Origin of the sequence: Paraburkholderia adhaesiva (genome assembly GCF_021390575.1) — a bacterium.
GTDB classification, from domain to species: Bacteria; Pseudomonadota; Gammaproteobacteria; order Burkholderiales; family Burkholderiaceae; genus Paraburkholderia; species Paraburkholderia adhaesiva.
This window is the reverse complement of sequence record NZ_JAJEJQ010000001.1, coordinates 1,706,772-1,732,822: the sequence shown is the minus strand read 5'-3', so window position 1 is coordinate 1,732,822 and position 26,051 is coordinate 1,706,772. Positions and strand designations below refer to the sequence as shown.

Below are 26,051 nucleotides of genomic sequence, written 5' to 3'. Positions count from 1 at the left end.
CCAGGCCAGAGCCGTCGTCAGGCGCTCTGGGAAACGATAATGGAGTTGGGTTTATGTCACAACGTGTAGCGTATGTAACCGGCGGCATGGGCGGAATCGGAACCGGAATCTGCCAGCGCCTCGCGAAGCAAGGATTTATCGTGGTCGCCGGTTGCGGCCCGCATTCGCCGCGCCGTGCGAAGTGGCTCGAGGACCAGAAGGCGCTCGGCTTTGAATTCGTCGCCTCGGAAGGCAACGTCGGCGACTGGGACTCCACGCGCCAGGCCTTCGACAAGGTCAAGGCCGAGGTCGGCGAGGTCGACGTGCTGGTCAACAACGCGGGTATCACGCGCGACGTCGTGTTTCGCAAGATGACGCGCGAAGACTGGACCGCCGTGATCGACACGAATCTCACGAGCTTGTTCAACGTCACCAAGCAGGTGATCGACGGCATGGTCGAGCGCGGCTGGGGCCGCATTATCAATATCTCGTCGGTGAATGGTCAGAAAGGCCAGTTTGGCCAGACCAACTATTCGACGGCGAAGGCCGGCATTCACGGCTTCACGATGGCGCTCGCGCAGGAAGTGGCGACCAAGGGCGTCACCGTCAATACCGTCTCGCCGGGCTATATCGGCACGGATATGGTCAAGTCGATCCGTCCCGACGTGCTGGAGAAAATCGTTGCGACGATTCCTGTGCGCCGTCTCGGCGCACCCGAGGAAATTGCGTCGATCGTCGCGTGGCTCGCCTCCGAGGAGTCGGGCTTCGCAACCGGTGCTGACTTCTCGCTTAACGGCGGGTTGCACATGGGCTGATCCGGCGCGCCGCGCATCCTTTCGGGGCGTGCGGCACAGCATGGATCCACAACGGAAGCGCGCCTGTTTGCTCACCGGGGCAGGCGCCGCTACCGGGCAAGTTCCGCGCGCGAGGGGCGTGACGGGCGAACAAGGGCGACATATGACGACTACAAAGAAAACCGCCGAACGACTGATCAAGAAATATCCGAACCGTCGGTTGTACGACACGGAGACGAGCACGTACATCACGTTGAGCGACGTGAAGCAACTCGTGCTCGATCAGGAGGAGTTCAAGGTCATTGACGCGAAGACCAACGAAGATCTGACGCGCAGCATTCTGTTGCAGATCATCCTGGAAGAGGAGAGCGGCGGTCTGCCGATGTTCTCGTCGTCGATGCTGTCGCAAATCATCCGGTTCTACGGTCATGCGATGCAGGGCATGATGGGCACTTACCTGGAAAAGAACATCCAGGCATTCATCGATATCCAGAACAAGCTCGCTGATCAGTCGAAGAGCCTCTACGAAGGCAACGCGATGAACCCGGAAGTCTGGTCGCAGTTTATGAATATGCAGGCGCCGATGATGCAAGGCATGATGACGAGCTACATCGAGCAGTCGAAAAACATGTTCGTGCAGATGCAGGAGCAGATGCAGAACCAGGCGAAGTCGATGTTCAGCAGTTTCCCGTTCAAGCCGGCTGCTCCGGCGCAAAGTGCGCCCGAGAGCAGCGAGGACGAGAAGAAGTAAAACCGAGGGTGGCAGTGGCCGGCAGACAGAGATGCCGGTCAGACTGTCTTCAGGTCGCGCAGCGCTTCGGGATGGAGCGCTGCGACGCGCAGCAGTGTCTGCGCGGCACCGGTCGGCTGGCGTCGCCCTTGCTCCCAGTCTTGCAGCGTACGCGTCGACACGCCCAGAAGTGCGGCAAACGCGCTTTGGGAAAGGCCCACTTTCGCACGCGCGAGCGCGGCAGCCGTGGGTTCGACACGTGTGACGCGCGCAGCGCGTCCCGTCTTCATCTCTCCGACGGATTTGAGCAGGTCCGCCTGGAATTGCTCCATTTCCTTATCCATATTCCACCTCTTCGCGGAGCCGGTTGAGGAATGCCGCCGGCAGGTTATCGAATTTCGCCTTCGCGTAGACGATCAGCAGCCAGATACAGCCCTGACCCAGCATGTTGTAGTAGATCACGCGCGTGCCGCCGCGCTTGCCGAACCCGAAACGTCTCCAGCGCACCTTGCGAAGTCCGCCAGTGCCCGGGATCACATCGCCGGCGAGCGGGTGATCGGCGAGCCATGTGATGAACGCCTCGCGTTCGCTGTTGCTCCAGATATCGGCGGCATAGCGTTGAAACGTTTCCGTTTCGATGACTGTAAGCATGAACGAATCGTGAGTGATTATACGGCTTTGCCGTATATTGGAAAAGTGAGCACGAACAAGAAGGACGCACGGCGCGCCCCTCATCCGGCCCGACTTCTCCGAGGCTACCCGGCAAAGCATCGGCGCTCCATATGACATACGGTTAAAATGGCGGATTGGCTTGATCTCGCGCGGCGCGGTTCCGCCCTGCGCCCCACATCCGGACGTACACGTGAAAAACCCTGTTGAATCAACGACCTCCCAGAATCCCGCACCGCGTGTCGGGATGGTTTCCCTCGGCTGCCCGAAGGCCCTCGTGGACTCCGAGCAGATCATTACCCAGTTGCGCGCAGAGGGTTACGAAATCTCGGGTAGCTACGATGGCGCCGACCTGGTCGTGGTCAACACGTGCGGCTTCATCGACGAAGCCGTGCAGGAAAGCCTCGACGCAATCGGCGAGGCGCTCAACGAAAACGGGAAGGTGATTGTCACGGGTTGTCTCGGCGCGAAGCAGAGCGCGAGCGGTACCAACCTCATCGCCGATGTGCATCCGAAAGTGCTGGCTGTCACCGGCCCGCACGCGGTTGGCGAAGTCATGCAGGTCGTGCATACGCATCTGCCCAAGCCGCACGATCCCTTCGTCGATCTCGTGCCGCCCGCAGGCGTGAAGCTCACGCCCCGCCATTACGCTTATCTGAAGATTTCGGAAGGCTGCAACCATCGCTGCTCGTTCTGCATCATTCCGTCGATGCGCGGCGATCTCGTTTCGCGTCCCGTCGCCGAAGTGATGCTCGAAGCCGAAAATCTCTTCAAGTCGGGCGTGAAGGAGTTGCTCGTCATTTCGCAGGACACGAGCGCCTACGGTGTTGACGTCAAGTACCGCACCGGCTTCTGGAACGGCCGTCCGCTGAAGACGCGCATGACCGAACTCGTCGGTGCACTCGGCGAGCTGGCCGCACAGTACGGCGCATGGGTGCGCCTGCATTACGTGTATCCGTATCCCAGCGTGGACGAAGTCATTCCGATGATGGCGGAAGGCCCGTACAAGGGTCACCTGCTGCCGTATCTGGACGTGCCGTTCCAGCACGCGCACCCCGAAGTGCTCAAGCGCATGAAGCGCCCGGCGAACGCCGAGAAAGTGCTCGAGCGCGTGCAGGCCTGGCGCGCGATGTGCCCAGACCTCACGATTCGCAGCACGTTCATCGCGGGCTTCCCCGGAGAGACGGAAGAGCAGTTCGAGACGCTGCTCGACTTCATTCGCGAAGCAGAACTCGATCGCGTGGGCTGTTTCGCGTATTCGCCGGTCGAGGGCGCGAGCGCCAACGAACTCGACGGCGCACTGCCGGACGAAGTGCGCGAGGAGCGCCGTTCGCGCTTCATGGAAGTCGCCGAGGCCGTGTCGGCGAAGCGCATCCAGCGCAAGGTCGGCAAGACGCTCAAGGTGCTGATCGACGAAATCAACGCCGACGGCGGCATCGGCCGCACCGCGGCCGATGCGCCCGAGATCGATGGCGTCGTCTACGTTGCGCCTTCGACGAAGGCGTCGAAGCGCTACAAGGTCGGCGATTTCGTGTCGGTGAAGATCACCGGCGCGGACGGCCACGATCTGTGGGGCGAGGTCTGAGCCGTATGAGCGCAGGCGCACCGCAGGTTCTGGCGTTCGGCGAGGCGATGGTCGAGTTCAACCAGGCGTCGAAGGGCAAGCCCGAGTACCTGCAAGGCTTTGGCGGCGATACCTCCAACTTCTGCATTGCCGCCGCGCGCCAGGGTGTGAGCACGGGTTTTGTCTCGGCCGTCGGCGACGATCAGTTCGGGCGCCTGCTGCTCGATCTGTGGGCGCATGAAGGCGTCGATACGACCAATGTTCGAATCGATGCGAACGCGCCGACCGGCGTCTATTTCGTATCGCATGGCCCAGAAGGGCATGCATTCGACTACCTGCGGGCCGGGTCGGCAGCAAGCCGGTACGCGCCGCGCGATTTGCCGCTCGACGCGCTCGCTGCGGCGCGCGTGCTGCATCTGTCGGGCATCAGCGTGGCGATCAGCACGAGCGCCTGCGATGCAGCGTTCGCAGCCGTCGATCGTGTGCGTGCGAATGGCGGCAAAATCAGCTTCGACACGAACCTGCGGCTGAAGCTCTGGCCGCTTTCTCGCGCCAGGGCCGTGATGATCGAAGTGCTGCGTGCGACCGATATCTGCCTGCCGAGTTGGGACGATGTCGCGGTACTGACCGGCCTCGACGATCGCGACGCGATCGTCGACTGGCTGTTGGCGCGGGGGCCGCAGGTCGTTGCGCTTAAACTCGGCAAAGAAGGCGCCTATGTGGCGACGCAGAGCGAACGCCGCATGGTGCCGGGCCGTGTCGTCGCGGCTGTCGATGCGACGGGCGCGGGTGACTGTTTCGGGGGGGCGTTTATCGCGCGGCTCGTGTCGGGCGACGATCCCTTCGCGGCGGCCCGCTACGCGAACGCGGCGGCCGCGCTCTCGACGCAAGGTTACGGCGCGGTCGCGCCGATTCCACGCCGCGAGGTCGTCGAGAGGGCGCTGGTCACCTGAATGCCTGGCACCGTCGCGCAAGCAGAATAACGAAATTCCACTCAGATAGACGAGGAGCAAGCGATGCAACGAGACGTAGTGGTGGTGAGCGGAGTTCGTACTGCAATTGGCGATTTCGGCGGCAGTCTGAAGGATTTCGCGCCGACCGACCTCGGTGCCCGCGTCGTGCGCGAGGTGCTCACGCGGGCAAACGTGGAGGGTGACGCGGTCGGTCATGTGGTGTTCGGCAATGTCATCCACACCGAGCCGAAGGATATGTATCTCGCGCGCGTCGCGGCGCTGAACGGTGGTGTCGCGCAGCACACGCCCGCATTGACCGTGAACCGCCTGTGCGGCTCGGGTCTGCAGGCGATCGTGTCGGCGGCGCAGACGATCCTGCTCGGCGATGCGGATATCGCCATCGGCGGCGGTGCCGAAAGCATGAGCCGCGCGCCCTATACGGTGCCGGCCGCGCGTTTTGGCCAGCGCATGGGCGACGCTCCGCTCATCGACATGATGGTCGGCGCGCTTCACGACCCGTTCCAGTCGATCCACATGGGTGTGACGGCGGAAAATGTCGCGAAGAAGTTCGGTATCACTCGCGAGGCACAAGACGCGCTTGCGCTCGAATCGCATCGCCGCGCGGCGAAGGCGATCGCCGAAGGTCGCTTCAAGGACCAGATCCTGCCGATCGCGCTCAAGTCGAAGAAGGGCGAAGTCGTGTTCGACACTGACGAGCACGTCCGCACCGATGCCACGCTCGAAGACTTTACGAAGCTCAAGCCCGTGTTCGCGAAGGAAAACGGCACGGTGACGGCGGGTAACGCCTCCGGCATCAACGACGCCGCCGCCGCGGTCCTGCTGATGAGCGGCGAAGCGGCCCGCGCGCGCGGTGCGAAGCCGCTCGCGCGTCTCGTGGCGTACGCGCATGCGGGCGTCGATCCGGCGTACATGGGCATCGGCCCGGTACCGGCCACGCAGAAGGCGCTGGAGCGCGCGGGCATCACAGCCGCCGATCTCGACGTCATCGAGGCGAATGAAGCGTTCGCAGCGCAGGCCTGCGCCGTCTCGCAGGAACTCGGGCTCGATCCCGCCAAGGTCAACCCGAACGGCTCGGGCATATCGCTCGGCCATCCGATCGGCGCAACCGGCGCGCTGATCACCGTGAAGGCGCTTTATGAACTGCATCGGATCGGCGGCCGCTACGCGCTCGTGACGATGTGTATTGGCGGCGGACAGGGTATTGCCGCTGTGTTCGAACGCATCTGATGCGTTGGAATGGCGGATTGTCGCGCGGTGTACTTGAAGGAAGGAATCGGATGGAAGTAACGACCTCGAAGCAACAAGTCGCCGCGCCGCGCGGCGTGATGCGTCCGGTGCGCCCGGTGCGCCCGGTGCGCCCGGTGCGCGCGTCCGCGTTCGCTGCAGCGGTGTTTGCGCTACAGATTGCGCTCTCGTCGGCGGCCTTCGCACAGGGCGCTGTCGATCCTGTGAAAGCGCTCGCCGCGCCGCCCGCGCCTGAATTGCCGCTCAAACCGAGCCCCGAGTTCGCGCAGTTTCCGCGCTATGTCGGCATGCTCGGCGAACGCCAGATCGTGATGCGCCTCGCAGCGAAGTCGGACGATCCGACCGGCGTCCACGGCGAGTATCAGTTCACCGACACGGGCGAAGTGATCCTGATCGCGGGCGACCGCGCGGGCAGCACGCTCGAGGCCGAGGAGTCGAGCGACGGCACGCATATCACGGGCAACTGGGTCGGCACGTTCGCCGACGACGGCTCGCTGTCCGGCGACCGGATGGAAGTGGACGACTCCGACCCTGTAGCCTTCAATCTGAAGCCGATCGCGGCCGGGCTGCCGGTGCCGGCCGCGTCTGTGGCTGCGCCCAGGGCTGCTACGAAGGCTGAGCAAGCGGAGCCGGTGCCTGCCGGCGGGCCTCCATCGGCGACGCCGGCGGTCAAGGGCGGCCAGCCGGTGGGCGGCGTCAGCAATCTCAGGACCGGCGAATAACGCGATGAAGAAAAACGACTCCAGCCGCGCGCTGCAGACGCGCATCGTCCACCCGGAGGGCGAGATCACGCCGGGTTTCGAATCGTTCGCGGCGCCCATCACGCGCGCCTCGACGGTGGTGTTCCCCGATCTCGCGACGCTGCGCTCGCTCGACTGGCGCAACGACGCACAGTGGCGCTACGGCCTGCACGCGACGCCGACCTCGGCGATGCTGACCCAGCGCCTCGCGGCCATCGAGGGCGGCGAGTACGCGCTCTTGCAGCCGTCCGGGCTATCTGCGATCTCGAATGTCTACTTCGGAATCCTGAAGGCAGGCGACGACGTACTAATTCCCGATAACGTCTACTCGCCGAATCGGGAACTCGGCGATTGGCTCGCCCGCGATTTCGGCATCACGACGCGCTACTACGATCCGCTGATCGGGGCCGGCATCGCAGACCTGATCCGGCCCAACACGAAGCTGATCTGGCTGGAAGCACCGGGCTCGGTGACGATGGAAGTCCCCGACGTGCGCGCCATCACGGCCGCGGCTCGCGCGCGCAACGTGGTCACGGCGATCGACAACACGTATTCGGCGGGGCTTGCGTTCAAGCCGTTCGAGCATGGCATCGACATCTCGGTGCAGGCGCTCACGAAGTATCAGTCGGGCGGCAGCGATGTGCTGATGGGCGCGGCGATCACGACCGATCGCGAACTGCACCTGAAACTCAAGCAGGCGCGCATGCGCCTTGGCATCGGCGTTTCGTCGGACGACTGTTCGCTCGTGCTACGCGCGCTGCCGAGCATGAAGGCCCGTTTTGAGGCGCACGATCGCAGTGCATTCGCATTGGCGAGCTGGCTCAAGACGCGCGGCGAGATTGCGGCCATGTTGCATCCCGCGTTCTCCGACTGTCCGGGCCACGAATCATTCAAGCGCGATTTCACCGGCGCGGGCGGTCTCTTTTCGGTGGTCTTCGACGATCGATACAGCCACGAGCAGGTCGACGCCTTCTGCGAAGCGCTCGAACTGTTTTCGATCGGCTGGAGCTGGGGCGGGGCGCATAGTCTCGTGATGCCGTACCACATCGGGTCGATGCGCACGGCCTCGCACTGGCCGCATCGCGGCACGCTGGTGCGTTTTTACGTGGGGCTCGAAGACGAGGCCGACCTGCGCGCCGACCTCGAACAAGCGTTGGAGCGGGCCTGTCACGGAAAGTCGGTCTGAGACACTGAGAACGTGAATGCGACGGCGACGGGGACAACCGCCCGTCGCAACGAGGTTTCCATTCGCAGAGCCCGGCGCCTCATCGAACGCTTCGTAGTTGTGCCATCTTTTCGGCGGCATCGCAGCGCCGATGATCGATTTCCGCAGGGCGGTCTGCGCAAGCCGGTCAAATCAGTCAATCTAATCTGTTAAATGGGAATTGATAATTCGATGAATATCAGTTTCCACCGCTTATCTTATTTTTAGATAATCAAGCAAGATTTGTCCTGCATGGACTAGACGTGTAATTTCGCTTCGGCCGCTGTCAGCTATCGTATAGAGTCTCATGCGGACTTCCCGTCACCCTGTCGGGGTGGGAGTCTCAATCGATCGCCTCATGCTGTCATGATCTCCCTCAGTTCCCCGCGAAAAAGACGGCGAAGCTGCATCGTTTATCCCGGGGGCCTTAATTACGAAGTGTCTTGTATGCGCGTGGCGAGACGTCTGCCAGATCGTCGTCCCGATTTTCTCGCCGGGCCGTGTGCCATGTTAGTTCACTATGGATAACGAATTTTCACTGCCTCAGATTAACGCCCGGATGTTCGTACTTGAACGGGAGTGGGCAATAGCCCGCGAGCAGAAAATGAAAATCGAGGAACAGTGCACGCTGATACTTGGCAAATTCGTGCTTGCACAGCTCAGAAAACGCTACGGGCAAAAAATATCGCTTGCGGATACCCCGTATCTGACCCTTGGTGATACGTCACTGGAGGAATGGCTCGTGGACGACAGTGAGCGACAAGCATTCGGCTTGCCTTCACTTAACGAACCTGATCGGTCGACAACCGTTTCGCCCGCTCTAACCAACAACAGCGTGGACTATTCCTCGCAGCCCTATCCCTTGGCGCAGCCCTATACGCTGTCATCGCTGACCGTGTATTTCTGATGCGAGGATCGAGCCCGGCAACTAATGGTTCTGGTGGGTATCGGAACGGTTGGATAACCCCGGCGCCGTCACTCAGATCTGATGAGCAACCGCAATTGCGTATTGCTGTACGACCGCTGCGCTTCACATACGCAACGGCCGTGTGAATCAGGCGGGGGGAGCGACGATCAGAAGAGTCGCAACAATCCGTCGAGCCCGACGTAGTTGAACGCCACGCTTGCTGCCTCGCGCACGACGGGTTTCGCACGGAAAGCCACCGACAAACCCGCTTCAGCCATCATCTTCAGATCGTTCGAACCGTCGCCCATCGCAATTGCACGGCGCGGTTCAATGCCGAGTTCCGCGCAGGTTTCGACGAGCGTGCGTGCTTTAACGTCGGCGTTAACGATCTCGCCGATCACGCGGCCTGTCAGCTTCCCGTCGACGATCTCGAGCGTGTTTGCTCGCGTGTAGTCGAGGCCGAGCCGCGCCTTGAGGCGCTCCGTGAAGAACGTGAAGCCGCCCGAGACGAGCAGCGTCTTCAGCCCAGTGGCCTTCGCACCGGCGAGCATCTGCGTCGCGCCCGGCGACAGTTGCAGCCGCTCCTCGTAGACGCGTTCCAGCGCGCTCGCGTCGAGCCCCTTGAGCAGCGCCACGCGGCGCGTCAGGCTCTCGTTGAAGTCCTTGATCTCGCCGCGCATCGACGCTTCGGTGATCGCCGCGACTTCGGCCTTCAGCCCGCAGAAGTCGGCGATCTCGTCGATGCACTCGATCGTGATGAGCGTCGAGTCCATGTCCATCGCGACGAGGCCGAAGTCCGCGAGTGCGCGACCTGCTCCGATAAACGCGTAATCGAGCTGATGCGTGCCGCAATAGACGTCGAGATCCGCGCGTTGTGCGGGAACAGCGTTCTCGATGCGGATCGAGCAATCGTCAATCGGCGTGAGGCTGCTGCCGCGTGCGAGCGCGAGAAGCGGCTTGTGGTGGGCGACGGGCAGCGGGGCAAGACTCTGTATGACGAGATTCATGACGTGGACGAAAATCGGGCGAAAAACGGACGAGGGCGCGGCAAATCGTGACATTGTAACTGCTCGCCGATCCCGTCCGGACCGCGGACGGTTCATCGACACAAGGCGGTTCAGGTCTGGCGGCGGCACGCGATTTACGACGACCAGTCTGACGATCCGGCCCTTCGCGCACCTTTCGCCGACTTGCGCGCTCATTCGTTTCATAATGAAAGCTTGCGCGGTGGTCCGACGGGGACGACCGTCGCGTGCCGTCAACCGTTCGCGTCGTGCGACGCGTCACGTGCGCCGATGCGCGCAAGGGGAACCGGTATGCAGGACGCTCGCAGATCCCAACAGACGACACGAGCCCGAACACCGCGCGGCGCGCGTGGGCAGGTTCAGGACGCGGTCGCGCCGGCAACGCAGGCCGTGTTCGTGCAGCGCACCACGCGCGCCGGTCGACATGTCCCCGATACCCCGGCCGACGCCGACGTCGCGGGTGTTCAGATCACTAGCGCGCGACGCGTCATCGATGTGGCGAGCGGTATCCGCAAGATCGACCTCGTCCGTTATTACGAGCGTGCATCGCGCTGGCTGCTGCCACATTTGCTTGACCGGCCCGTTTCGCTCGTGCGTGCACCGCATGGCCTTGCGGGCGAGATGTTTTTCCAGCGTCATGCTGCGCGTGCGCCGATCCCGGGACTCACGCAGTACGAAGGACTCGATCCCGGTCATCCGCCGCTGCTCACGATCGATTCAGAGGTGGCGCTCGTCGGTGCCGCCCAGATGGACACCATCGAACTGCATACGTGGAACGCGTGCGTCGCCGAAATCGAGCGGCCCGACCGCGTGGTATTCGACCTCGACCCTGATCCGGCGCTCGGCTGGGACTGCATGATCGAGGCCGCCACTTTGACGCGCGCACTACTGCGCGAACTGGGCCTGGAGGCGTTCTGCAAGACGAGTGGCGGCAAAGGACTGCATATCGTCGCGCCGCTCACACCGGAGGCGGGTTGGGACGACGTGAAGGCGTTTGCGCGCGCGGTCGCGCAGCGTCTCGCCTGGGATTCGCCGACATGGATCACGGCGACGATGGGCCCCGAGCATCGCAAGAAGAGAATTTTCGTCGATTACCTGCGCAACGCGCGTGGTGCGAGCACAGTCGTGGCATACGGGGTGCGGGCTCGGCCCGGGATGGGCGTGTCGGTGCCGATTAGCTGGGACGAACTCGCAGAAACGACCGGCGGTGCACAGTGGACGTTGCACAACATCGACGAGCGCCTTGCGGCGGTTGAGGCGGCCGATCCGTGGGCTGGATACGGACACGTGAAACAGAAGGTGACGGCGGAACTGACGATCGGGCTCGAAGAGCGTGGCAGGTAGCGTGGAGCCCTGGCGGGTGGGGCGTTCGCAAGTGGGCCTAGGCGTCGACGAGGCCGGACGTCCCAATCACTCAATCGGCAAGTTTGCATGGCGCGTGCGCTGAGGTTCCGGCGTCCGGCGGGGCTCGCCGGATCGTCGCCAGCAGAATTCGCGGCGTGACAAGCGGGATAAAACCTGGTCCGTGAGTTGCATACGCTCGGCGCACGCCTTCGCGTGGCGCGCTAGACTTCAGGAACGGATCATTCGCCACGATCCGCCTCGTACTGCGCGTGTCGCCCGGAATTGCGACGCGCGGCAGCGCCCCTCAGGAGGTGACGCATGCATTGCCGCCGCTCCCGCCGCGCTCGCGCGGCTTTTGTCCGTGTTGCCCTCGCCGCATCGTGCGCGATTGCGCTGCCGGCGCTCGCGGCCACGCCGATCAAGGTCACATCCAAAGCCGCTACCGACGGGCCGATCCACTACACGGTCAAGGTCACGTCGAAGCAGTTCGGCAATGCATCGGAGACGCGCACGCTGCGCTCGGGCGACACCGACGACTTCACCTGGCGCACTACGCCGCCCGGTGGCGCCGTACCCGCGCCGGAAGGCTGCCCTGACCTCGCCACGCTTCCGCTTGATGCCAACGGTGCAATGGTTCGTCAGACACAAGTGCGCCTCACGCCAGTTGTCGACGAGCACGGCACCGCGAACGTCCAGTTGAACTTCCGGGCACAGACACCGCACGGCACGCGCAGCGTGACGAGCGGCGAGAAGACGCTCAAGTGTCCCGACGTCAAGTCGTATAGCCAGATCGTTCACTTCTCGATGGCGACCAACGGCACGCCAAAGATGATCACGCTAAGCGACGGCACCCAGCTCACGATCTCCGCGCAGCGCTAACAAGGCCGGCGCGCGTGCTACGCGATGCGTTTTTTTGCGAACGCCTCGCGTTCGATGAGCCGCGACGCAAGAAAGCGATGCTCGGCCGAAAAGACGCGCCGGTAGGCGAGCAGCACCGCACCAACCGTCCCTAGTGCTGACGACGCCGCGATCAGAAACATGATCACGATCTGATAGCGCACCGCCTGCAGCGGTGACTCCCCCGCGAGCACCTGGCCCGTCATCATGCCGGGCAAACTCACCACGCCAACGACGGCCATCTGGTTGAGCGTCGGTATCATGCCGGCGCGAACGGCGTCGCGCGCGGGCGCCTGGGCGGCCTCCCAGCGCGTCGCGCCGAGGGCGAGCGCAGTGTCCACGCGGTCGCGCCGCGCGGTCAGTTCCTGGGTCATGCGCTCGACGCCGAGCGACACGCCCGTCAAGGTGTTGCCGAGGATCATGCCGAGAATCGGGATCGCATACTGCGGCTGGTACCACGGCCGGATGCGGATCACGACGAAGAGGCCCACCGCAGCGACGAGCCACGCGCTGACCCAGATCGACAGGATGCTGTCGGCGCGTTGGCCCGTGTACACGTGTGCGCCGCGCTGCGAACCGGCGATGCCTGCGATCAGCGTCATGAGCACCATGAGCGGCAGCACGACGTACCAGCGGTTGTACTCAAAGACCCAGCCGAGCACGTAACCGATCGCGAGCAACTGGACGACCGTGCGCGTGGCCGCCCAGGCGAGCTTGCGTTCGAGATCGAGCTTGAGCAGCACCGACACAGCGCCGTTGACGAACACGAGCAACGCCGCGATAGCGACATCACCGAGGCCGAGGTTCTGGAGAACGGGATTCATCGCGCGGTTCCGGTAACGGGGGAGGCAAAGGTGGCCGGGTGCGCCGCACCGGTTTCATCGACGAGGGCGCCTGCGTCCATCGCGAGTCTCCGGTTTCCGACTCGCGCGGCCTGTGCGCGATCGTGCGACACCCATATCGTCGCGCGCCTCGACGGATCAGACTCGAACCAGGCGGTCACTATCGTCTCGACGGCGCGCGCCGAGTCGGGGTCGAGCGAGGCGGTGGGCTCGTCGAGCAGGAGGACTTCGGGATCGAGTTGCAGCACGCGCACGAGCGCGACGATCTGCGCTTCCCCGCCCGAAAGTTCGGACGCGGGGCGCGTGAGAAAGTCCTCCGCGCGGCCCGCGGCGGCGAGGAGTGTCTCTACACGCACGGGATTGAACTGTTCGCCGCGATAGACCGCGAGTGAATACGGATAGCGCAGGTTGTCCTCCACGGTGCCGTCGAGTAGCGCGGGGCGCTGCCTCAGATACGCCACATGGCGGCGAAAACGCGGGATGCCCGTGCGGGGGACGGCATGGCCGTTCCATCGGATCGAGCCGCCGTCGAGTGGATCGAGCAGCGCAACTGCACGCAGGAAGACGCTCTTTCCTGAACCCGATGGGCCAGTTAGCGCGGCGCGTTCGCCTGGGCGCAGCGCGAAGTCCGTGGGCTGCAGCAGCGTTAGGCCGCGTTGTGGATCGCGCCGCGTAATCTGGCTGGTTTCCACGATCGGCACGCCATTTGCCGCGTGGCTAGCTTCGTTTTGGCTCGAAAAAATCGGATTGTTCATCGAATGAATGCAGACAAAACCGCGTCGTCTCGTGATTCAGCGTGATGGCTAACGTATGCACATGACGGCCGGCCGGCCACTTTCAGAGTGGGCGAAAAGCACGGGGGAGGTCACCGGGTGTGCATCATGTCACGTCACGGCAACTCGTGGTTTTGAGGCATCGGCCGCGTACCTGCCCGGATCTTCGCATGGCTTGTGCGGATTGTCGTCGTCGCAGATATGACATTTGCGGCTATCGGCGCGAACTACGAGTGGAACAGCGCGGGGCAGTGGGTGAACAAGCGGGGCGGCGAGCCTTCGGGTGGTTATTCCCGGCCGAGGGCTATTTGAATGAGCGGGCGTGCGAGCGACAAGCAATCGTCGGCTGGTCGCACAGACGCGATTGCGAAGCTGCAACACCGGCAAGTTCGCCGTGCCGCAGGCACTGTCATCGAGACTCTACAAGGAACGCTGACGCGCCGGCGGCGCGTCAGCGCGCTTAGCGCAGCGATCGCGGAGCGGCGTCGCCGGCCGCGTCCTGGCGGCGCGTGATGCGCCTCGAACTCACAGTGGGTCGCGATGCGCCGAATTCCGGAAGGATCCGGCCACGCGCCCGGCTCGCGAACACAAGGAATCCGAAACCGTCCGCTTCATACCAGTAGCCGCCGTTCTCCAGCCCTTCGATGGGCTGTTCGAGCGCATGCGCGATGGACTCGATGCAGCGCCGCCTCAGTTCGGTGGTGCAGGGATAGGGCGGTTGCGCGCCGCGCACGCTGCAAAGCAGGACATCGAGTCCCGGCAGGACATGCGCGTAAAGGACAGGCTCGTCTTGCGCGCGGGCGCGCGCAATCTTGGTGTCGAGTTGACTGAAGGGTTTGAAGTGGCTGAGCACGGTGAGAAAGGACTCGTCGCCGTCCGCCTTGATGCGTTTACGCTTTTTCGGGAAGGACATAAAAATTCGCCTGAAAAAGGATTGCAAATAACGCAGCTGTCCCATGCGACCACTCCCGGTTTTGCGCGCCGCACGTCGATCCTTTATAGCATAGGGTTCTGCAGGATTCACGAGGATTCAGACGCCACACAAACCCTCATTGCGTCCCGCAATCGCCATGCCGGACCGCTCGCCGCGCTCATGTAGGTATCCCGGCGCTCTTTTCCGCTGTCTTTACTGTCTCCGCGTCTCAATAATAGACCTGCACGCGCAGGCAGTGGGCGGAACAGTCGTAAAAAAGCGGGCTTTTCTGCTCGCCACCGGACGCTCGCCTCATCCGTTGCCATCCAATTATTTCGCGCTGATAATGATCCGCTTCTAGTGCCCGCGCTTGCTCCGCACCGCGTGGCAGGCAGCGCGCGCTGCGCTGCACAGACCGCCCGTCAGCCTGAAACGCGCCAAAAACGCCATGAAACTGTTCGCCAAGGGGCTGTTGCTGATCGCGATTCCAAGCGCCATCGAACTGGCGCTGCTCGGGGTCGTGTTCGATACGCAAGCGGCGGCGGCAGGTGCTGCACGCAGTGCACAAAACAGCAAGCAGATTCTCTGGCAGGCGTCGAGTCTCGTCGATCCGCTCCTGCGCGAAGCGGCCCGCGTACGAACGGGCATCGTGCTCGAAGACCCCACTTTCATCGACCGGCACGCGGTCTGGACCGAGTTTGCCGATCGCATCGCGCTGCTCTCCAGCATGGTCGCCGACAATCCGGCGCAACTCAAACGCGTCGATCACATGCGCGCGGCTGCGTATGCGTGGCGCGCACAGGCGGGTGATGTCGCCGACGCGCTGCGCGCGGGCCGCAGCATCGCGTGGGCGCGTCAGATCAGTGTGGCGTTGCCGCCCGAGATCGAGACCGTGCGCAGCGAGCTTGCCGAGTTCATCGACGAAGAAACCCGGCTCGACGAGATGCGCAGCGTGTCGTCGAGCATGACGCGCGCGCATCAGCATTACGCGCTGATCGTCGCTGTGCTGGGCTCGATGCTGATATGGGGCGTGACTGCCGTCGTGTTCGCACGTAACGTCGGCGTGCGGCTCGGCGCGCTTCGTGACAATGCCCTGCGCCTCGCCGACGGTGTGAAGCTCGCGCCGGCGCTCTCGGGCGGTGACGAAATCGCGGCGCTCGATGCCGTGCTGCATCAAACCAGCACGCGGTTGCGCCACGCCGATCGCGAGCAAGCGGCGCTGAAGCTGCAGCTCGAGGCGCGTGCGGCCGATCTCGCTGGTGCCAACGAACATCTGCGTCAGGAGACCCAGGACACTGAAATGTTTATCTACAGCGTCTCGCACGATTTACGCTCGCCGCTCGTCAATCTGCAAGGTTTTTCGAAGGAGCTGCAGATCTCGTGTGACGACGTGCGTTCGCAGATCGATTCGGCCGGACTGCCGGCGGAAGAGCATCGCCGGATGGTCGAACTGCTCGATGGCGATGTTAAGGAGTCGCTGCAATTCTTGCGCCAGGCCGTGGCGCGCGCCGCGGCGATCATCGACGCGCTGTTGCGCATTTCGCGCGCGGGCCGCCTCGAATATCACTGGCAGCGCGTGAACATGGGACGGATTGTCGAGCGCGCACTAACGGCCGCCCGCGCGCTGCCGGATGGCGCACGTATCGACGTGGGGGAACTGCCGCCCGCGTGGGGCGACCCGGCCGCGCTCGAACAGATTTTCGGCAATCTGATCGACAACGCGATGCGCCATCTCGACCCGGCGCGGCCGGGGCGCGTCGCGATCGGCGCGCTCGACGCCGCCGAGGGGGCGGAATCAAGCGTTGCGCCGGGTTTGGACGCGAGCACGCGGACCTACTATGTGCGAGACAATGGAACCGGCATTCCGGCGGCTTACCTGCCGAAGCTCTTTAGTGCGTTCCAGCGGCTGCATGGCAGCGAATCCGGCGGGGAGGGCATTGGCCTCGCGCTGGCGCGCCGCATTGCGGAGCGGCACGGCGGCCGGATTTGGGTTGAATCGGCGGAGGGCGTGGGTTCGACGTTCTTCGTCGCGCTGCCCACTCAGCCCTTACGTACCGCATGAGCGAAAGGAAACGGCGTGCGCGCCGCGTGCGTCATCGAATGCCGTGGTCCCTTGGAGAGCAGACATGACAGACGGGGAACGGGTCAGCATCGTACTGATAGAAGACGATGACGGTCACGCGACGCTGGTCCAGCGCAACCTGCGGCGCTCGGGCATTTCCAACGGCTTCGTGCGCTTTTCGGACGGGCAGCAGGCGCTCGATTATTTCTTCGGATCGCCCGGCGCCGATTCGAGCGTTGCGCCCGACGTCCCGTCGCGCGAAGACCTTGCGAACTTCGTCGTGCTGCTGGACCTGCGCATGCCGCGTGTCGACGGCTTCGAAGTGCTGCGGCGCCTGAAAGCCGATCCGCTCACGGCGGCGGTACCGGTCATCGTGCTGACAACGACCGACGATCCGCGCGAAATCGAACGCTGTTACGAACTCGGCTGTAATGTGTACATCACGAAGCCTGTCGAATATGGCGCTTTCATCGAAGCCGTGCGGCGGCTCGGCTTTTTCCTGCAGGTCGTCAAACTGCCGCCGGGGCATCGACTGGCGCGTCCGTAAAGCCACCTTGCCCACGAGCCGATGATCCCGTTGCGCACACCCCTGCCAGGAGGCATGTCACGCGCATGAACGACGAACGAAACCTGTTGGCGGCAGCGCACGTCCTTGTCGTCGACGACGACGAGGGCATCCTGCGGCTCGCACGCAAATCGCTCGCACGCGCCGGCGCGCGCGTGGACACCTGCGCGAGCGTTGGGGAAGCGCGCGCGCTGCTTACCTTGCATACGCCTGACGTGCTCGTGCTCGACTATCAGCTCGACGGCGCGGAAACCGGCCTCGACTTTTTCCGCCGCCTGCGTGACGAGGATGTGCGTGTGCCGGCGATTCTCGTGACGGGCTTCACCGACGAATCGCGCGTCATCGCGGCGCTGCGCGCGGGCGTCTCGGACGTCGTGCCGAAATCCGGCGACTATCTCGACTATCTGCCGGAGGCGGTCGCGCGCGTGCTCGCCCAGGTTTTGCTGCAGCGCGCTTCGGACGAATCGTTGTTGTTGCGCGATCGTGAGGAACACTACCGGACGCTCTCCGAGGCGTTGCCCCACCTCGTGCTCACGTGCCGCGCCGATGGCAACTGCGATTTTCTCTCGAAGCAGTGGTTCGACTACACCGGGCTCGATGCGCAACATTCGCATGGCTTCGCCTGGCTCGATGCCGTGCATCCCGACGATCGCGAGGAGATCCGCGGAACCTGGCTCAAGGACGTTAGCAGCGGCGCCACCGACTATCGCCACGAACTGCGCATTCGCCGGCACGATGGTGCGTATCGCTGGTTCGACATGCGTATTGTCGCGATGCGCAATCCGCGCGGCGGTGTGAACAAATGGTTCGGCAGTTGCACCGATGTGCACGCACAGCGCGAGTCTGCCGAGGAGCGTGAGCGTCTGCTCGAATCCGAGCAGGCGGCCCGCCAGATCGCGGAAGAGGCCAACCGCGCGAAGGACCGCTTCCTAGCGATGCTCTCGCACGAACTGCGCACGCCACTCACGCCGGTACTGGCCGGCACGCGGCTCATCGAGCAGCTCCCCGATCTGCCGGGGGCCGTGCGCGCGGGCATGCTCATGATTCGTCGCAATATCGAACTCGAAGCGCGCCTGATCGACGACCTGCTCGACCTCACGCGCGTGGCGAACGGCAAGCTGAGCCTCGCGCTCGAGACCGTCAACGTGCACGAAGCGATCGATGCCGTGCTGGAGCTTTTCCACAGCGAGATCCAGGTCAAACAGCAGGACGTGCATGTCGATCTGCGCGCGCAGCACCATTTCGTGCGCGGCGACCGGGCGAGGCTGCAGCAGATGTTCTGGAATCTGGTGCGCAATGCGGCGAAGTTCACGCCGGACGGCGGTCACATCTACGTGCGCACGCGCGACGAACGCATGCATGTCCAGATCGAGGTCGAGGACACGGGGATCGGCATCGCGCCGGAGCAGATCGGCAAGCTCTTCCACGCGTTCGAGCAGGGCAGTCACAACATGACGCGGCAGTTCGGCGGCCTCGGGCTCGGACTCGCGGTGACGAAGGCGCTCACGGAGGCGCATGGCGGTACCGTGGTGGCGAAGAGTCCCGGCGCGCATTGCGGCGCGACGTTCACGATCGTGCTGCCGACCGCGATGGCGAAACCGGAATCGGCCGCGCCAGCGCTACAGGCAGGGCCGCAGCAGGCGGGCGTGCTCAACGTCCTCTTGATCGAAGATCATGAGGACACGGCCGAGGTGATGTCGCAACTGATCCGCGGACTGGGGCACGAGGTGGCCGTGGCGGGGAGCGTGGCCGATGCGCTCGCGTATACGGGTCGTACGCATTTCGATCTCGTGCTGAGCGACGTGGGCCTGCCCGACGGCACCGGCGTCGACTTCATCCATGCCTTTCGAAAGGACTCGGACGCGCCCGCGATCGCGCTCACCGGCTTCGGCACCGACGAAGATGTGCGACGCTGCCTCGATGCGGGTTTCACGGCGCACCTCACGAAGCCGGTCAATTTCGAGCAGCTCGAACGGCTGATCGAGCGGATGAATGCTGCCCACGTGGCGGGGCATCACGAATCCTGAGTCCGCGGCGGACTGTGGCGCGGGCAACAATATGCAAGAAAAAACCCGCGAGGCAGTACGCCGGCGCGGGCTTTGTCGTAGCGGTGGAAAGACCGCTTCAGCGTGGATTGTTTTTCAACGAGTCACGGATTTCGCGCAGCAGCACGACGTCTTCGGGCGTCGGAGCCGGTTCGGCTGCGGGCGCTTCGTCCGGCTTGCGCAGCTTGTTGATGAACTTCACCATCAGAAAAATGATGAACGCGAGGATGATGAAATTGATCACCGCCGTGAGGAACGAGCCGTATCCGAATACGGCTACCCCTGCCGTCTGCAGATCCTTGTACGAATCGGGATTGCCCTTGTAAGTCGCGGGAACGTGGCCGAGCCGGACGAACATGTTCGAGAAGTCCAGGCCGCCCGTGATCGCGCCGATGACGGGCATGATGAGGTCCTTCACCACCGAGTTCACGATAGTCGAAAAAGCCCCGCCGATGATCACGCCGACTGCGAGGTCCATCACGTTGCCTTTGACGGCGAATTCCTTGAATTCCTGGATCATGCTCATGGACAAACTCTCCGGGTGAAGGGGCAGAACACAACAATGGGATGGCGCAATGATAGCGAACGCATTCCCGACGTGGTAGCTATTTGACAGTCCCTGGCATGTTGCTGCTTGCGCGTGCGATCGAGCCGCAGTAGGGACACGGCGCGCTCGCGTTGCGCAATCCGCGTTAGCTTGCGCGCGCCAGATGTTCGCTGAACGTTGCGGGGTCGGTGTTGGTCCCGCACAGCAGGACGCCGACGCGCTTGCCCTGCACGACGTCGCGCAGTGGCCCGAGCAGGCCTGCCGTGGCCGCAGCGCACGCGGGCTCGACAGCCAGCTTCAGCTGATCGAACAGCACGCGCATTGCGGCGCGCAAGTCGTCGTCGCTGACGGTGACGATGCGATCGATATGCCGTCGGCACAGCTCGTAGCTGTATTGCTCGGAGTGCGGTGCCATCAGCGAGTCCGCGATCGAATGCATGCGACTGATGTGCACCGTATGGTTGGCGGCGAAGCTGCGGCTCATCACGTCTGCGGATTCGGGCTCGACGCCGTAGATGTGCACGCGCGGATCGGCGAGCCGCAGCGCGAGCGAGACGCCCGCAGCGAGGCCGCCGCCGCCAATCGGCAGGATCACGGCATCGAGGTCATTCGCCTGGGTCGCCCACTCGTAGCCGAGCGTCGACGTGCCGAGCACCGTGCGATAGCCGTTGAACGGATGCACGAAATAGCGGCCTTCCTCGGCTTCTACGCGCCTGACGATGTCGAACGCTTCGCTGCTGCTCCCCGCCACGACGATTTCGGCGCCGAAGCGCCGGCACTGTTCGACACGCGCCGCGCTCGCCGTGCGAAAGAGCACGACCTTCGCGCTGATGCCAAGGCGCATCGCAGCATACGACACCGCAATCGCATGATTGCCGCCCGAGACGCACGTGACACCCGCGCGGCGCTCCGCGGCGTCGAGCGCGAGCAAATGCGTGAACGCGCCGCGCACCTTGAAGCTGCCGCTCGCCTGCAGCAGCTCGAACTTGAAGTTGACGAGCGTGTCTTCAAACGAGGGCAGGTCGTGGCGGTCGAACACCGGTGTGCGCAGCACCCACGGCGTGAGCGTGAAGTGCTGCGAGGCGATGTCGTCGAGTGTCGGGATCGCTTCGCCGTCGATCGTGTGGCCGGTCGGTGTTGGCGTGCCGTTGGACATGGCGCTCGCGTGCCTCGTTGTCGCGCTATTGCGACTGCGCTTCGACGGACTGCGCGTGGACGAGCTTGCGCAGGAATCCTTCACACGCGGCAAGCTGGTCGAGGGAAACGAATTCGTTCGGCTTGTGCGCCTGTTCGATGTCGCCGGGACCGCACACGATGCTCGGAATCCCCGCGCGCGCGAACAGCCCCGCCTCCGTGCCGTAGGCCACCTTGCGTTGCGCGCGGTCGGCAGTGAGCGCGCGCACGAGTTGCGTGATCGCGGCCTGCTCGCTCGCATCGAGGCCCGGCGCTGCGGCGATCTTCGAGAACTCGATGGCCGCCGACGCGTGCTCGCGCTGCATCTTCGGCAGCAGCGTCTCGCGCGCGTACTGCTCGACGCGCGCGAAGATCGCATCGGGATCGAGCGTCGGCAGGTTGCGGAATTCGAAGGTGAAGCGGCACTGGGCGGGCACGGTGTTGATCGCGTTGCCGCCGTCGATCAGGCTCGTTTGTGCGGTCGTGAACGGCACGTCGTAGCGGTCGTCGAAGGGGCCTTGGGCGCGGAACTGGTCGGCGAGATCGCGGATATGGCAGATGAGCCGCGCCGCGTATTCGATCGCATTGAGGCCGCGCGGCGTGAGCGAGGAGTGCGCTGCGTGTCCGCGCACGCAGCACTGGTACGCGTTGACGCCCTTGTGGGCGACGATGGGCCGCATGCTGGTCGGCTCGCCGACGATACAGCCTTCCGGCTTCACGCCCCGCTTCATGAGTTCCTCGATCATGAGCGGTGCGCCCGCACAGCCGATTTCTTCGTCGAATGAAAGCGCGAGGTGGAGCGGCTTCGCGAGCTTCGCTTGCTGCATCTCCGGCACGAGTGCGAGTGTGGCGCCGATGAACCCTTTCATGTCGCAGGTGCCGCGGCCATAGAGCAGGCCGTCGCGGATTTCCGGGCTGAACGGATCGCTGTCCCACTTCTGGCCGTCGACGGGGACGACGTCCGTGTGACCCGAGAGGACGATGCCGCCGTTCGTCGATCCGTCGTGCGCGGGCAGCGTCGCGAACAGGTTGGCCCATTTGCCTTCGGGGCTGTGGGTGAGTACCGATTCGATGCCGCGCGTGCGCAGATAGTCGCGGACTGTTTCGATGAGGCCGAGATTGGGATTGCGGCTCACTGTGTCCATCGACACGAGCCGCGTGACCCAGGGAAGCGAGATGGGAGGCGCGGAGGAGGAAGCGCGCGACTGTGTGGATTGCGCCGATTCAGCGTCGACGGCCATAACATGACTCCAGCGTTCCAATATCCCAATATTACCTAAAAAGGATGGTGGAAGCTTGTGCGCTTCGGAACGCGACTTGCAGCGGCACGCGCGACGCACCGCTGCAAGTCACTCCGTCATGCGCCGGCTGACGCGCCCTTTAACGTGCCGCCGCCCGCGCGGGCGCGCCGAGCGCACGCAGCGTTTCCTTGACCGTCGCCACGCGCACCGCGAGGTCCGGGCTGCGCGTTTCGATGCGCAGCTTGTCCTGCCCGGCGAGCTTGATGTGCTTGTGCTTTTGCACCATCTCGATGATGCGCATGCCATCGACGGGCGGATTAGGCACGAACTGCAGGCCGATCACGGCTTCGCCCGCGTCGATCTTCGTGATCCCGAGCGGCTTCGCCGCGAGCCGTAGCCGGTGCGTCTCGATGAGCGCGTGCGCTTGCGGCGGCATCTTGCCGAAGCGGTCGATCAGCTCTTCCTGGATGCCGTCGATGGAGTCGTCGTGCTCGCAGTTCGCCAGCCGCTTGTAGAGCGACAGGCGTTCCTGGACGTCGCCGCAATAGTCGGCGGGCAGGATCGCGGGCGCGTGCAGGTTGATCTCCGTGGTCGCGGCGAGCGGTGCGTTCAGATCGGGCTCGCGGCCTTCCTTGAGCGCCCTCACCGCGTCGGTGAGCATGTCCGAGTAGAGCTGGAAGCCGATTTCCTGAATCTCGCCCGACTGCTTGTCGCCGAGCACTTCGCCCGTACCGCGGATTTCGAGGTCGTGCATCGCGAGATAGAAACCCGAACCGAGTTCCTCCATCTGCTGAATCGCTTCGAGGCGGCGCTGTGCCTGCTTCGTGAGGCCCTGCGGATCGTGCACGAGCAGGTACGCGTAAGCCTGGTGGTGCGAGCGTCCGACGCGTCCGCGCAGCTGGTGCAATTGCGCGAGGCCGAATTTATCGGAGCGATGGATGAGGATCGTGTTCGCAGTCGGCACGTCGATGCCGGTCTCGATGATCGTCGTGCACAGGAGCACGTTCGCGCGCTGCGCGACGAAGTCGCGCATCACGGCTTCGAGTTCGCGCTCGTGCATCTGGCCGTGCGCGACCGCGATGCGCGCCTCGGGCACGAGCGCTTCGAGCATCGCGCGGCGGTTCTCGATCGTCTCGACTTCGTTGTGCAGGAAGTACACCTGGCCGCCGCGCTTGAGTTCGCGCAGCATTGCTTCGCGAATCACGCTGTCTTCTTCGCGGCGCACGAACGTCTTGATGGCGAGGCGTTTCTGTGGCGCAGTCGCAATCACCGAAAAATCGCGCAGCCCTTCGAGCGCCATGCCGAGCGTACGCGGGATCGGTGTCGCGGTCAGCGTGAGCACGTCGACTTCCGCACGCAGCGCTTTCAGCGCTTCCTTCTGGCGCACGCCGAAGCGGTGTTCCTCGTCGATGATCACGAGCCCGAGCCGTTTGAACTGCACGTCTGACGAAAGCAGCTTGTGCGTGCCGATGACGATGTCGACGGTGCCGTCGTTGATCTGTCCGATCGCCGTGTTGACTTCCTTCCCGGTCTTGAATCGCGAGAGTTCGGCGATGCGCACGGGCCACTCGGAGAAGCGGTCGGTGAAGGTCTGGGTGTGCTGCTCGGCGAGCAGCGTCGTAGGCGAGAGGATCGCGACCTGCTTGCCGCCCATCACGGCGATGAAGGCCGCGCGCAGCGCCACTTCGGTCTTGCCGAAGCCGACGTCGCCGCACACTAGGCGGTCCATCGGCTTGCCGCTCGTCATGTCGCCGATGACGGCCGCAATCGCCGCCGCCTGGTCTGGTGTTTCCTCGAAGCCGAAGCTCTCCGCGAACTTGACGTAGTCGCGCGGATCGAGCTTGAACGCATGGCCCTCGCGCGCGGCACGCCGCGCGTAGAGGTTGAGCAATTCGGCTGCGGTGTCGCGGATCTGTTGCGCGGCCTTGCGGCGCGCTTTTTCCCACTGGCCCGAGCCGAGCGCGTGCAGCGGTGCATTGTCTGGATCGGCGCCGCTGTAGCGCGAGATCACATGCAGCTGCGACACGGGCACGTACAGCTTGCTGCCGCTTGCATATTCGAGGTGCAGGAATTCGGTGTCGCCTTCGCCGAGGTCCATCGTCACGAGGCCGTGATAGCGGCCGATGCCGTGCTGTGCGTGCACGACCGGATCGCCGACTTTCAGTTCGGAAAGATCGCGCACCATCGAATCGACGTTGCTCGCCTGTTCCTGGCGGCGGCGTCCGGCGCGGCGTGCAAGCGGCCCGTACAGCTCGGTTTCCGTGATGATGGCGAGCGCTTCACCGGCGAGCGCGAAGCCCGTCGAGAGTGCCGCGACGCCCAGTACGAAGCGCTCGTCGGACGTAAGCCAGTCCTCATAGCTGTCCGCGGAGGCGGGCCGAAGGTGGTTGTCCGCGAGCAGTTGCGCGATCGTCTCACGGCGGCCAGCCGACTCCACCGCGAACAGCACGCGGTTCTTCGTCGTGCCGAGATACCCGCGCAGCGCGGCGAGCGGGTCGTCGGCGTGGCGGTCGATCGCGAGGTTCGGCAGTGCATTCGCCCAGCCGCCCGCGCTCGCCGCCGGTAGCACGAGGCGCGCGAACGGCTTCGCGAACGTAAAAAAGTCGTCTTCGGTGAGGAAGAGGCGCTGCGGCTCGAGAATCGGCCGTTCGCGGTCGTGCGAAAGGAAGTTGTAGCGCTGTTTCGTGTCGGCCGAGAAGCGGCGGATCGAGGCATCCAGGTCGCCCGAGAACACAAGCTGGGCGTCCGCGGGCAGATAGTGAAACAGCGTCGCGGTTTCTTCGAAGAAGAGCGGCAGGTAATACTCGATGCCCGCCGACGGCACGCCGTTGCCGATGTCCTTGTAGACCGTCGCGCGGCTCGGGTCGCCTTCGAACACCTCGCGCCAGCGGCTGCGGAACGCCGTTCGCGAGGCCTCGTCGAACGGGAACTCGCGGCCCGGCAGGAGCCGCACGTCCTTCACCGGATAGAGGCTGCGCTGGCTGTCGGGGTCGAATGCCCGGATCGAGTCGACCTGGTCGTCGAACAGGTCGATGCGGTACGGCAGCGGCGAGCCCATCGGGAAGAGGTCGATCAGCGAGCCGCGCACGCAGTATTCGCCGGGCCGCACGACCTGGCTCACGTGCTCGTAGCCCGCGAGCGTCAGTTGCGATTTGAGCTTCGCCTCGTCGAGCCGCTGGCCTTGCGCAAACGAGAACGTGTACGCCGCGAGAAAGGAGGCGGGCGGCATGCGGTAAAGCGCCGTCGTGGCCGGAACCAGCAGGATGTCGCAGCGGCCTTCGCCCAGATCGTGCAGCGTCGCGAGCCGCTCGGAGACGAGGTCCTGGTGCGGCGAGAACGTGTCGTAGGGGAGCGTTTCCCAGTCGGGCAGGAGGCGCACACGCGCCTCGGGTGCGAAAAACGGGATCTCCTGGGCGAGCCGCTGCGCGTCGACCGCGCTCGCGCAGATGACGGCGATGAGCGGCGCGCTCGCCCGCGACGCCTCACGGTAGCGGGCGATCAGCAACGCATCGGACGAACCGTGCGTGCCGTCGAAGGCGTAGCGCTGCCCCGGCTTGACGACGGCGACGGGGGACGGAGACTGCGACGAAGCGGCGATATCGGACATAGGCGACAGGTTGGCCTTCTCGGTGGCCCAGGTGTTGGCCCGGCTATTAGCCTGGCTCCTGGCCTGGGTGACAGCGTCGAGGCGCGAATCCAGCGGGTCCGCCCGGCGGGCATGTGCGCGCCGGGCGACAGTATCGACGGCCGTCCGGCGGTTCAGGCGCATGCGGGCCCATTTCGCGCCTTGCCGTGGCAAGGGGCTGAAACGGCCCGGC

At 64.3% G+C, this 26,051-nt stretch carries 23 protein-coding genes; 13 read left to right on the top strand and 10 right to left on the bottom strand.

Going from position 1 to position 26,051, the window contains the following annotated elements:
* Window positions 1-53 precede the first annotated feature (53 nt).
* Both L0U80_RS07740 and phaR read left to right on the top strand, forming a co-directional pair.
* Entirely contained in the window at window positions 54-794 is a 741-nt protein-coding gene (locus tag L0U80_RS07740) for a 3-ketoacyl-ACP reductase (RefSeq protein WP_233863372.1), read from the top strand.
* Window positions 795-936: 142 nt separating this feature from the next.
* Entirely contained in the window at window positions 937-1,524 is a 588-nt protein-coding gene (phaR, locus tag L0U80_RS07735) for a polyhydroxyalkanoate synthesis repressor PhaR (protein WP_233863371.1), read from the top strand.
* Window positions 1,525-1,562: 38 nt separating this feature from the next.
* Here phaR and L0U80_RS07730 read toward each other — a convergent pair whose 3' ends face one another.
* Together L0U80_RS07730 and L0U80_RS07725 are read right to left on the bottom strand one after the other, a co-directional pair.
* Window positions 1,563-1,847, bottom strand: coding sequence for a helix-turn-helix domain-containing protein (locus tag L0U80_RS07730; protein WP_124150592.1), 285 nt, complete (start codon window positions 1,845-1,847; stop codon window positions 1,563-1,565).
* A complete protein-coding gene (locus tag L0U80_RS07725) occupies window positions 1,840-2,154 on the bottom strand; it encodes a transcriptional regulator (RefSeq protein WP_233863370.1) in 315 nt (104 codons plus the stop codon). Before L0U80_RS07725 ends, L0U80_RS07730 begins: the two co-directional genes overlap by 8 nt.
* Window positions 2,155-2,419: 265 nt before the next feature.
* Between L0U80_RS07725 and rimO the strand changes: the two genes are divergently transcribed.
* From rimO to L0U80_RS07695, 6 genes are all read left to right on the top strand, one after another.
* Window positions 2,420-3,757, top strand: a complete 1,338-nt coding sequence (gene rimO, locus L0U80_RS07720) for a 30S ribosomal protein S12 methylthiotransferase RimO (RefSeq protein WP_233865753.1) — start codon at window positions 2,420-2,422, stop codon at window positions 3,755-3,757.
* A gap of 5 nt (window positions 3,758-3,762) precedes the next feature.
* Window positions 3,763-4,689: a sugar kinase gene (locus tag L0U80_RS07715; RefSeq protein WP_233863369.1), complete on the top strand. Its 927-nt coding sequence runs from the start codon at window positions 3,763-3,765 to the stop codon at window positions 4,687-4,689.
* A gap of 63 nt (window positions 4,690-4,752) precedes the next feature.
* On the top strand, window positions 4,753-5,937 hold the full coding sequence (bktB, locus tag L0U80_RS07710; protein WP_233863368.1) for a beta-ketothiolase BktB: 1,185 nt from the start codon (window positions 4,753-4,755) through the stop codon (window positions 5,935-5,937).
* 98 nt (window positions 5,938-6,035) lie between these two features.
* Entirely contained in the window at window positions 6,036-6,677 is a 642-nt protein-coding gene (locus L0U80_RS07705; RefSeq protein ID WP_373322188.1) for a hypothetical protein, read from the top strand.
* Window positions 6,678-6,681: 4 nt separating this feature from the next.
* Window positions 6,682-7,881, top strand: coding sequence for a cystathionine beta-lyase (locus tag L0U80_RS07700; protein ID WP_233863366.1), 1,200 nt, complete (start codon window positions 6,682-6,684; stop codon window positions 7,879-7,881).
* A gap of 538 nt (window positions 7,882-8,419) precedes the next feature.
* The gene (locus L0U80_RS07695; RefSeq protein WP_233863365.1) at window positions 8,420-8,806 is read left to right on the top strand and encodes a hypothetical protein; all 387 of its coding nucleotides are present in this window, start codon (window positions 8,420-8,422) and stop codon (window positions 8,804-8,806) included.
* Window positions 8,807-8,973: 167 nt separating this feature from the next.
* Here the strand turns inward: L0U80_RS07695 and serB are convergent, their stop codons facing one another.
* Window positions 8,974-9,813, bottom strand: a complete 840-nt coding sequence (gene serB / locus L0U80_RS07690) for a phosphoserine phosphatase SerB (protein ID WP_233863364.1) — start codon at window positions 9,811-9,813, stop codon at window positions 8,974-8,976.
* Between the two features lie 309 nt (window positions 9,814-10,122).
* Between serB and ligD the strand changes: the two genes are divergently transcribed.
* Window positions 10,123-11,175, top strand: a complete 1,053-nt coding sequence (ligD, locus tag L0U80_RS07685) for a non-homologous end-joining DNA ligase (protein ID WP_373322121.1) — start codon at window positions 10,123-10,125, stop codon at window positions 11,173-11,175.
* 318 nt (window positions 11,176-11,493) lie between these two features.
* On the top strand, window positions 11,494-12,054 hold the full coding sequence (locus L0U80_RS07680) for a DUF6013 family protein (RefSeq protein WP_233863363.1): 561 nt from the start codon (window positions 11,494-11,496) through the stop codon (window positions 12,052-12,054).
* 17 nt (window positions 12,055-12,071) lie between these two features.
* Here L0U80_RS07680 and L0U80_RS07675 read toward each other — a convergent pair whose 3' ends face one another.
* The 3 genes from L0U80_RS07675 to L0U80_RS07665 all read right to left on the bottom strand — a co-directional run bounded on the left by L0U80_RS07675 (window position 12,072) and on the right by L0U80_RS07665 (window position 14,645).
* Complete coding sequence (locus L0U80_RS07675; protein ID WP_233863362.1) at window positions 12,072-12,896, bottom strand: ABC transporter permease; 825 nt, start codon at window positions 12,894-12,896, stop codon at window positions 12,072-12,074.
* The gene (locus L0U80_RS07670) at window positions 12,893-13,669 is read right to left on the bottom strand and encodes an ABC transporter ATP-binding protein (RefSeq protein ID WP_233863361.1); all 777 of its coding nucleotides are present in this window, start codon (window positions 13,667-13,669) and stop codon (window positions 12,893-12,895) included. The genes L0U80_RS07675 and L0U80_RS07670 overlap by 4 nt, the downstream gene beginning before the upstream one ends.
* Before the next feature lie 478 nt (window positions 13,670-14,147).
* Window positions 14,148-14,645 carry a hypothetical protein gene (locus tag L0U80_RS07665; protein WP_233865748.1) on the bottom strand — a complete coding sequence of 166 codons (498 nt, stop codon included), beginning with the start codon at window positions 14,643-14,645 and terminating at the stop codon, window positions 14,148-14,150.
* Window positions 14,646-15,048: 403 nt separating this feature from the next.
* On the opposite strand from L0U80_RS07665, the gene L0U80_RS07660 reads away from it, so the two are divergent.
* The 3 genes from L0U80_RS07660 (at window position 15,049) to L0U80_RS07650 (ending at window position 19,254) form a co-directional block, all read left to right on the top strand.
* Window positions 15,049-16,662 (top strand): sensor histidine kinase, encoded by a 1,614-nt coding sequence (locus L0U80_RS07660; RefSeq protein WP_233863360.1) that lies wholly within the window; start codon window positions 15,049-15,051, stop codon window positions 16,660-16,662.
* A gap of 64 nt (window positions 16,663-16,726) precedes the next feature.
* Window positions 16,727-17,209, top strand: coding sequence for a response regulator (locus L0U80_RS07655; protein ID WP_233863359.1), 483 nt, complete (start codon window positions 16,727-16,729; stop codon window positions 17,207-17,209).
* A gap of 65 nt (window positions 17,210-17,274) precedes the next feature.
* A complete protein-coding gene (locus L0U80_RS07650; protein ID WP_233863358.1) occupies window positions 17,275-19,254 on the top strand; it encodes a hybrid sensor histidine kinase/response regulator in 1,980 nt (659 codons plus the stop codon).
* Window positions 19,255-19,351: 97 nt separating this feature from the next.
* Here the strand turns inward: L0U80_RS07650 and mscL are convergent, their stop codons facing one another.
* The 4 genes from mscL to mfd all read right to left on the bottom strand — a co-directional run bounded on the left by mscL (window position 19,352) and on the right by mfd (window position 25,840).
* On the bottom strand, window positions 19,352-19,798 hold the full coding sequence (mscL, locus tag L0U80_RS07645; protein WP_233863357.1) for a large conductance mechanosensitive channel protein MscL: 447 nt from the start codon (window positions 19,796-19,798) through the stop codon (window positions 19,352-19,354).
* A gap of 166 nt (window positions 19,799-19,964) precedes the next feature.
* A complete protein-coding gene (locus L0U80_RS07640; RefSeq protein WP_233863356.1) occupies window positions 19,965-20,975 on the bottom strand; it encodes a threonine ammonia-lyase in 1,011 nt (336 codons plus the stop codon).
* A 25-nt stretch (window positions 20,976-21,000) separates the two neighbouring features.
* Window positions 21,001-22,233, bottom strand: a complete 1,233-nt coding sequence (argE, locus tag L0U80_RS07635) for an acetylornithine deacetylase (RefSeq protein WP_233863355.1) — start codon at window positions 22,231-22,233, stop codon at window positions 21,001-21,003.
* A 139-nt stretch (window positions 22,234-22,372) separates the two neighbouring features.
* Window positions 22,373-25,840, bottom strand: coding sequence for a transcription-repair coupling factor (gene mfd / locus L0U80_RS07630; protein ID WP_233865746.1), 3,468 nt, complete (start codon window positions 25,838-25,840; stop codon window positions 22,373-22,375).
* Window positions 25,841-26,051 lie beyond the last annotated feature (211 nt).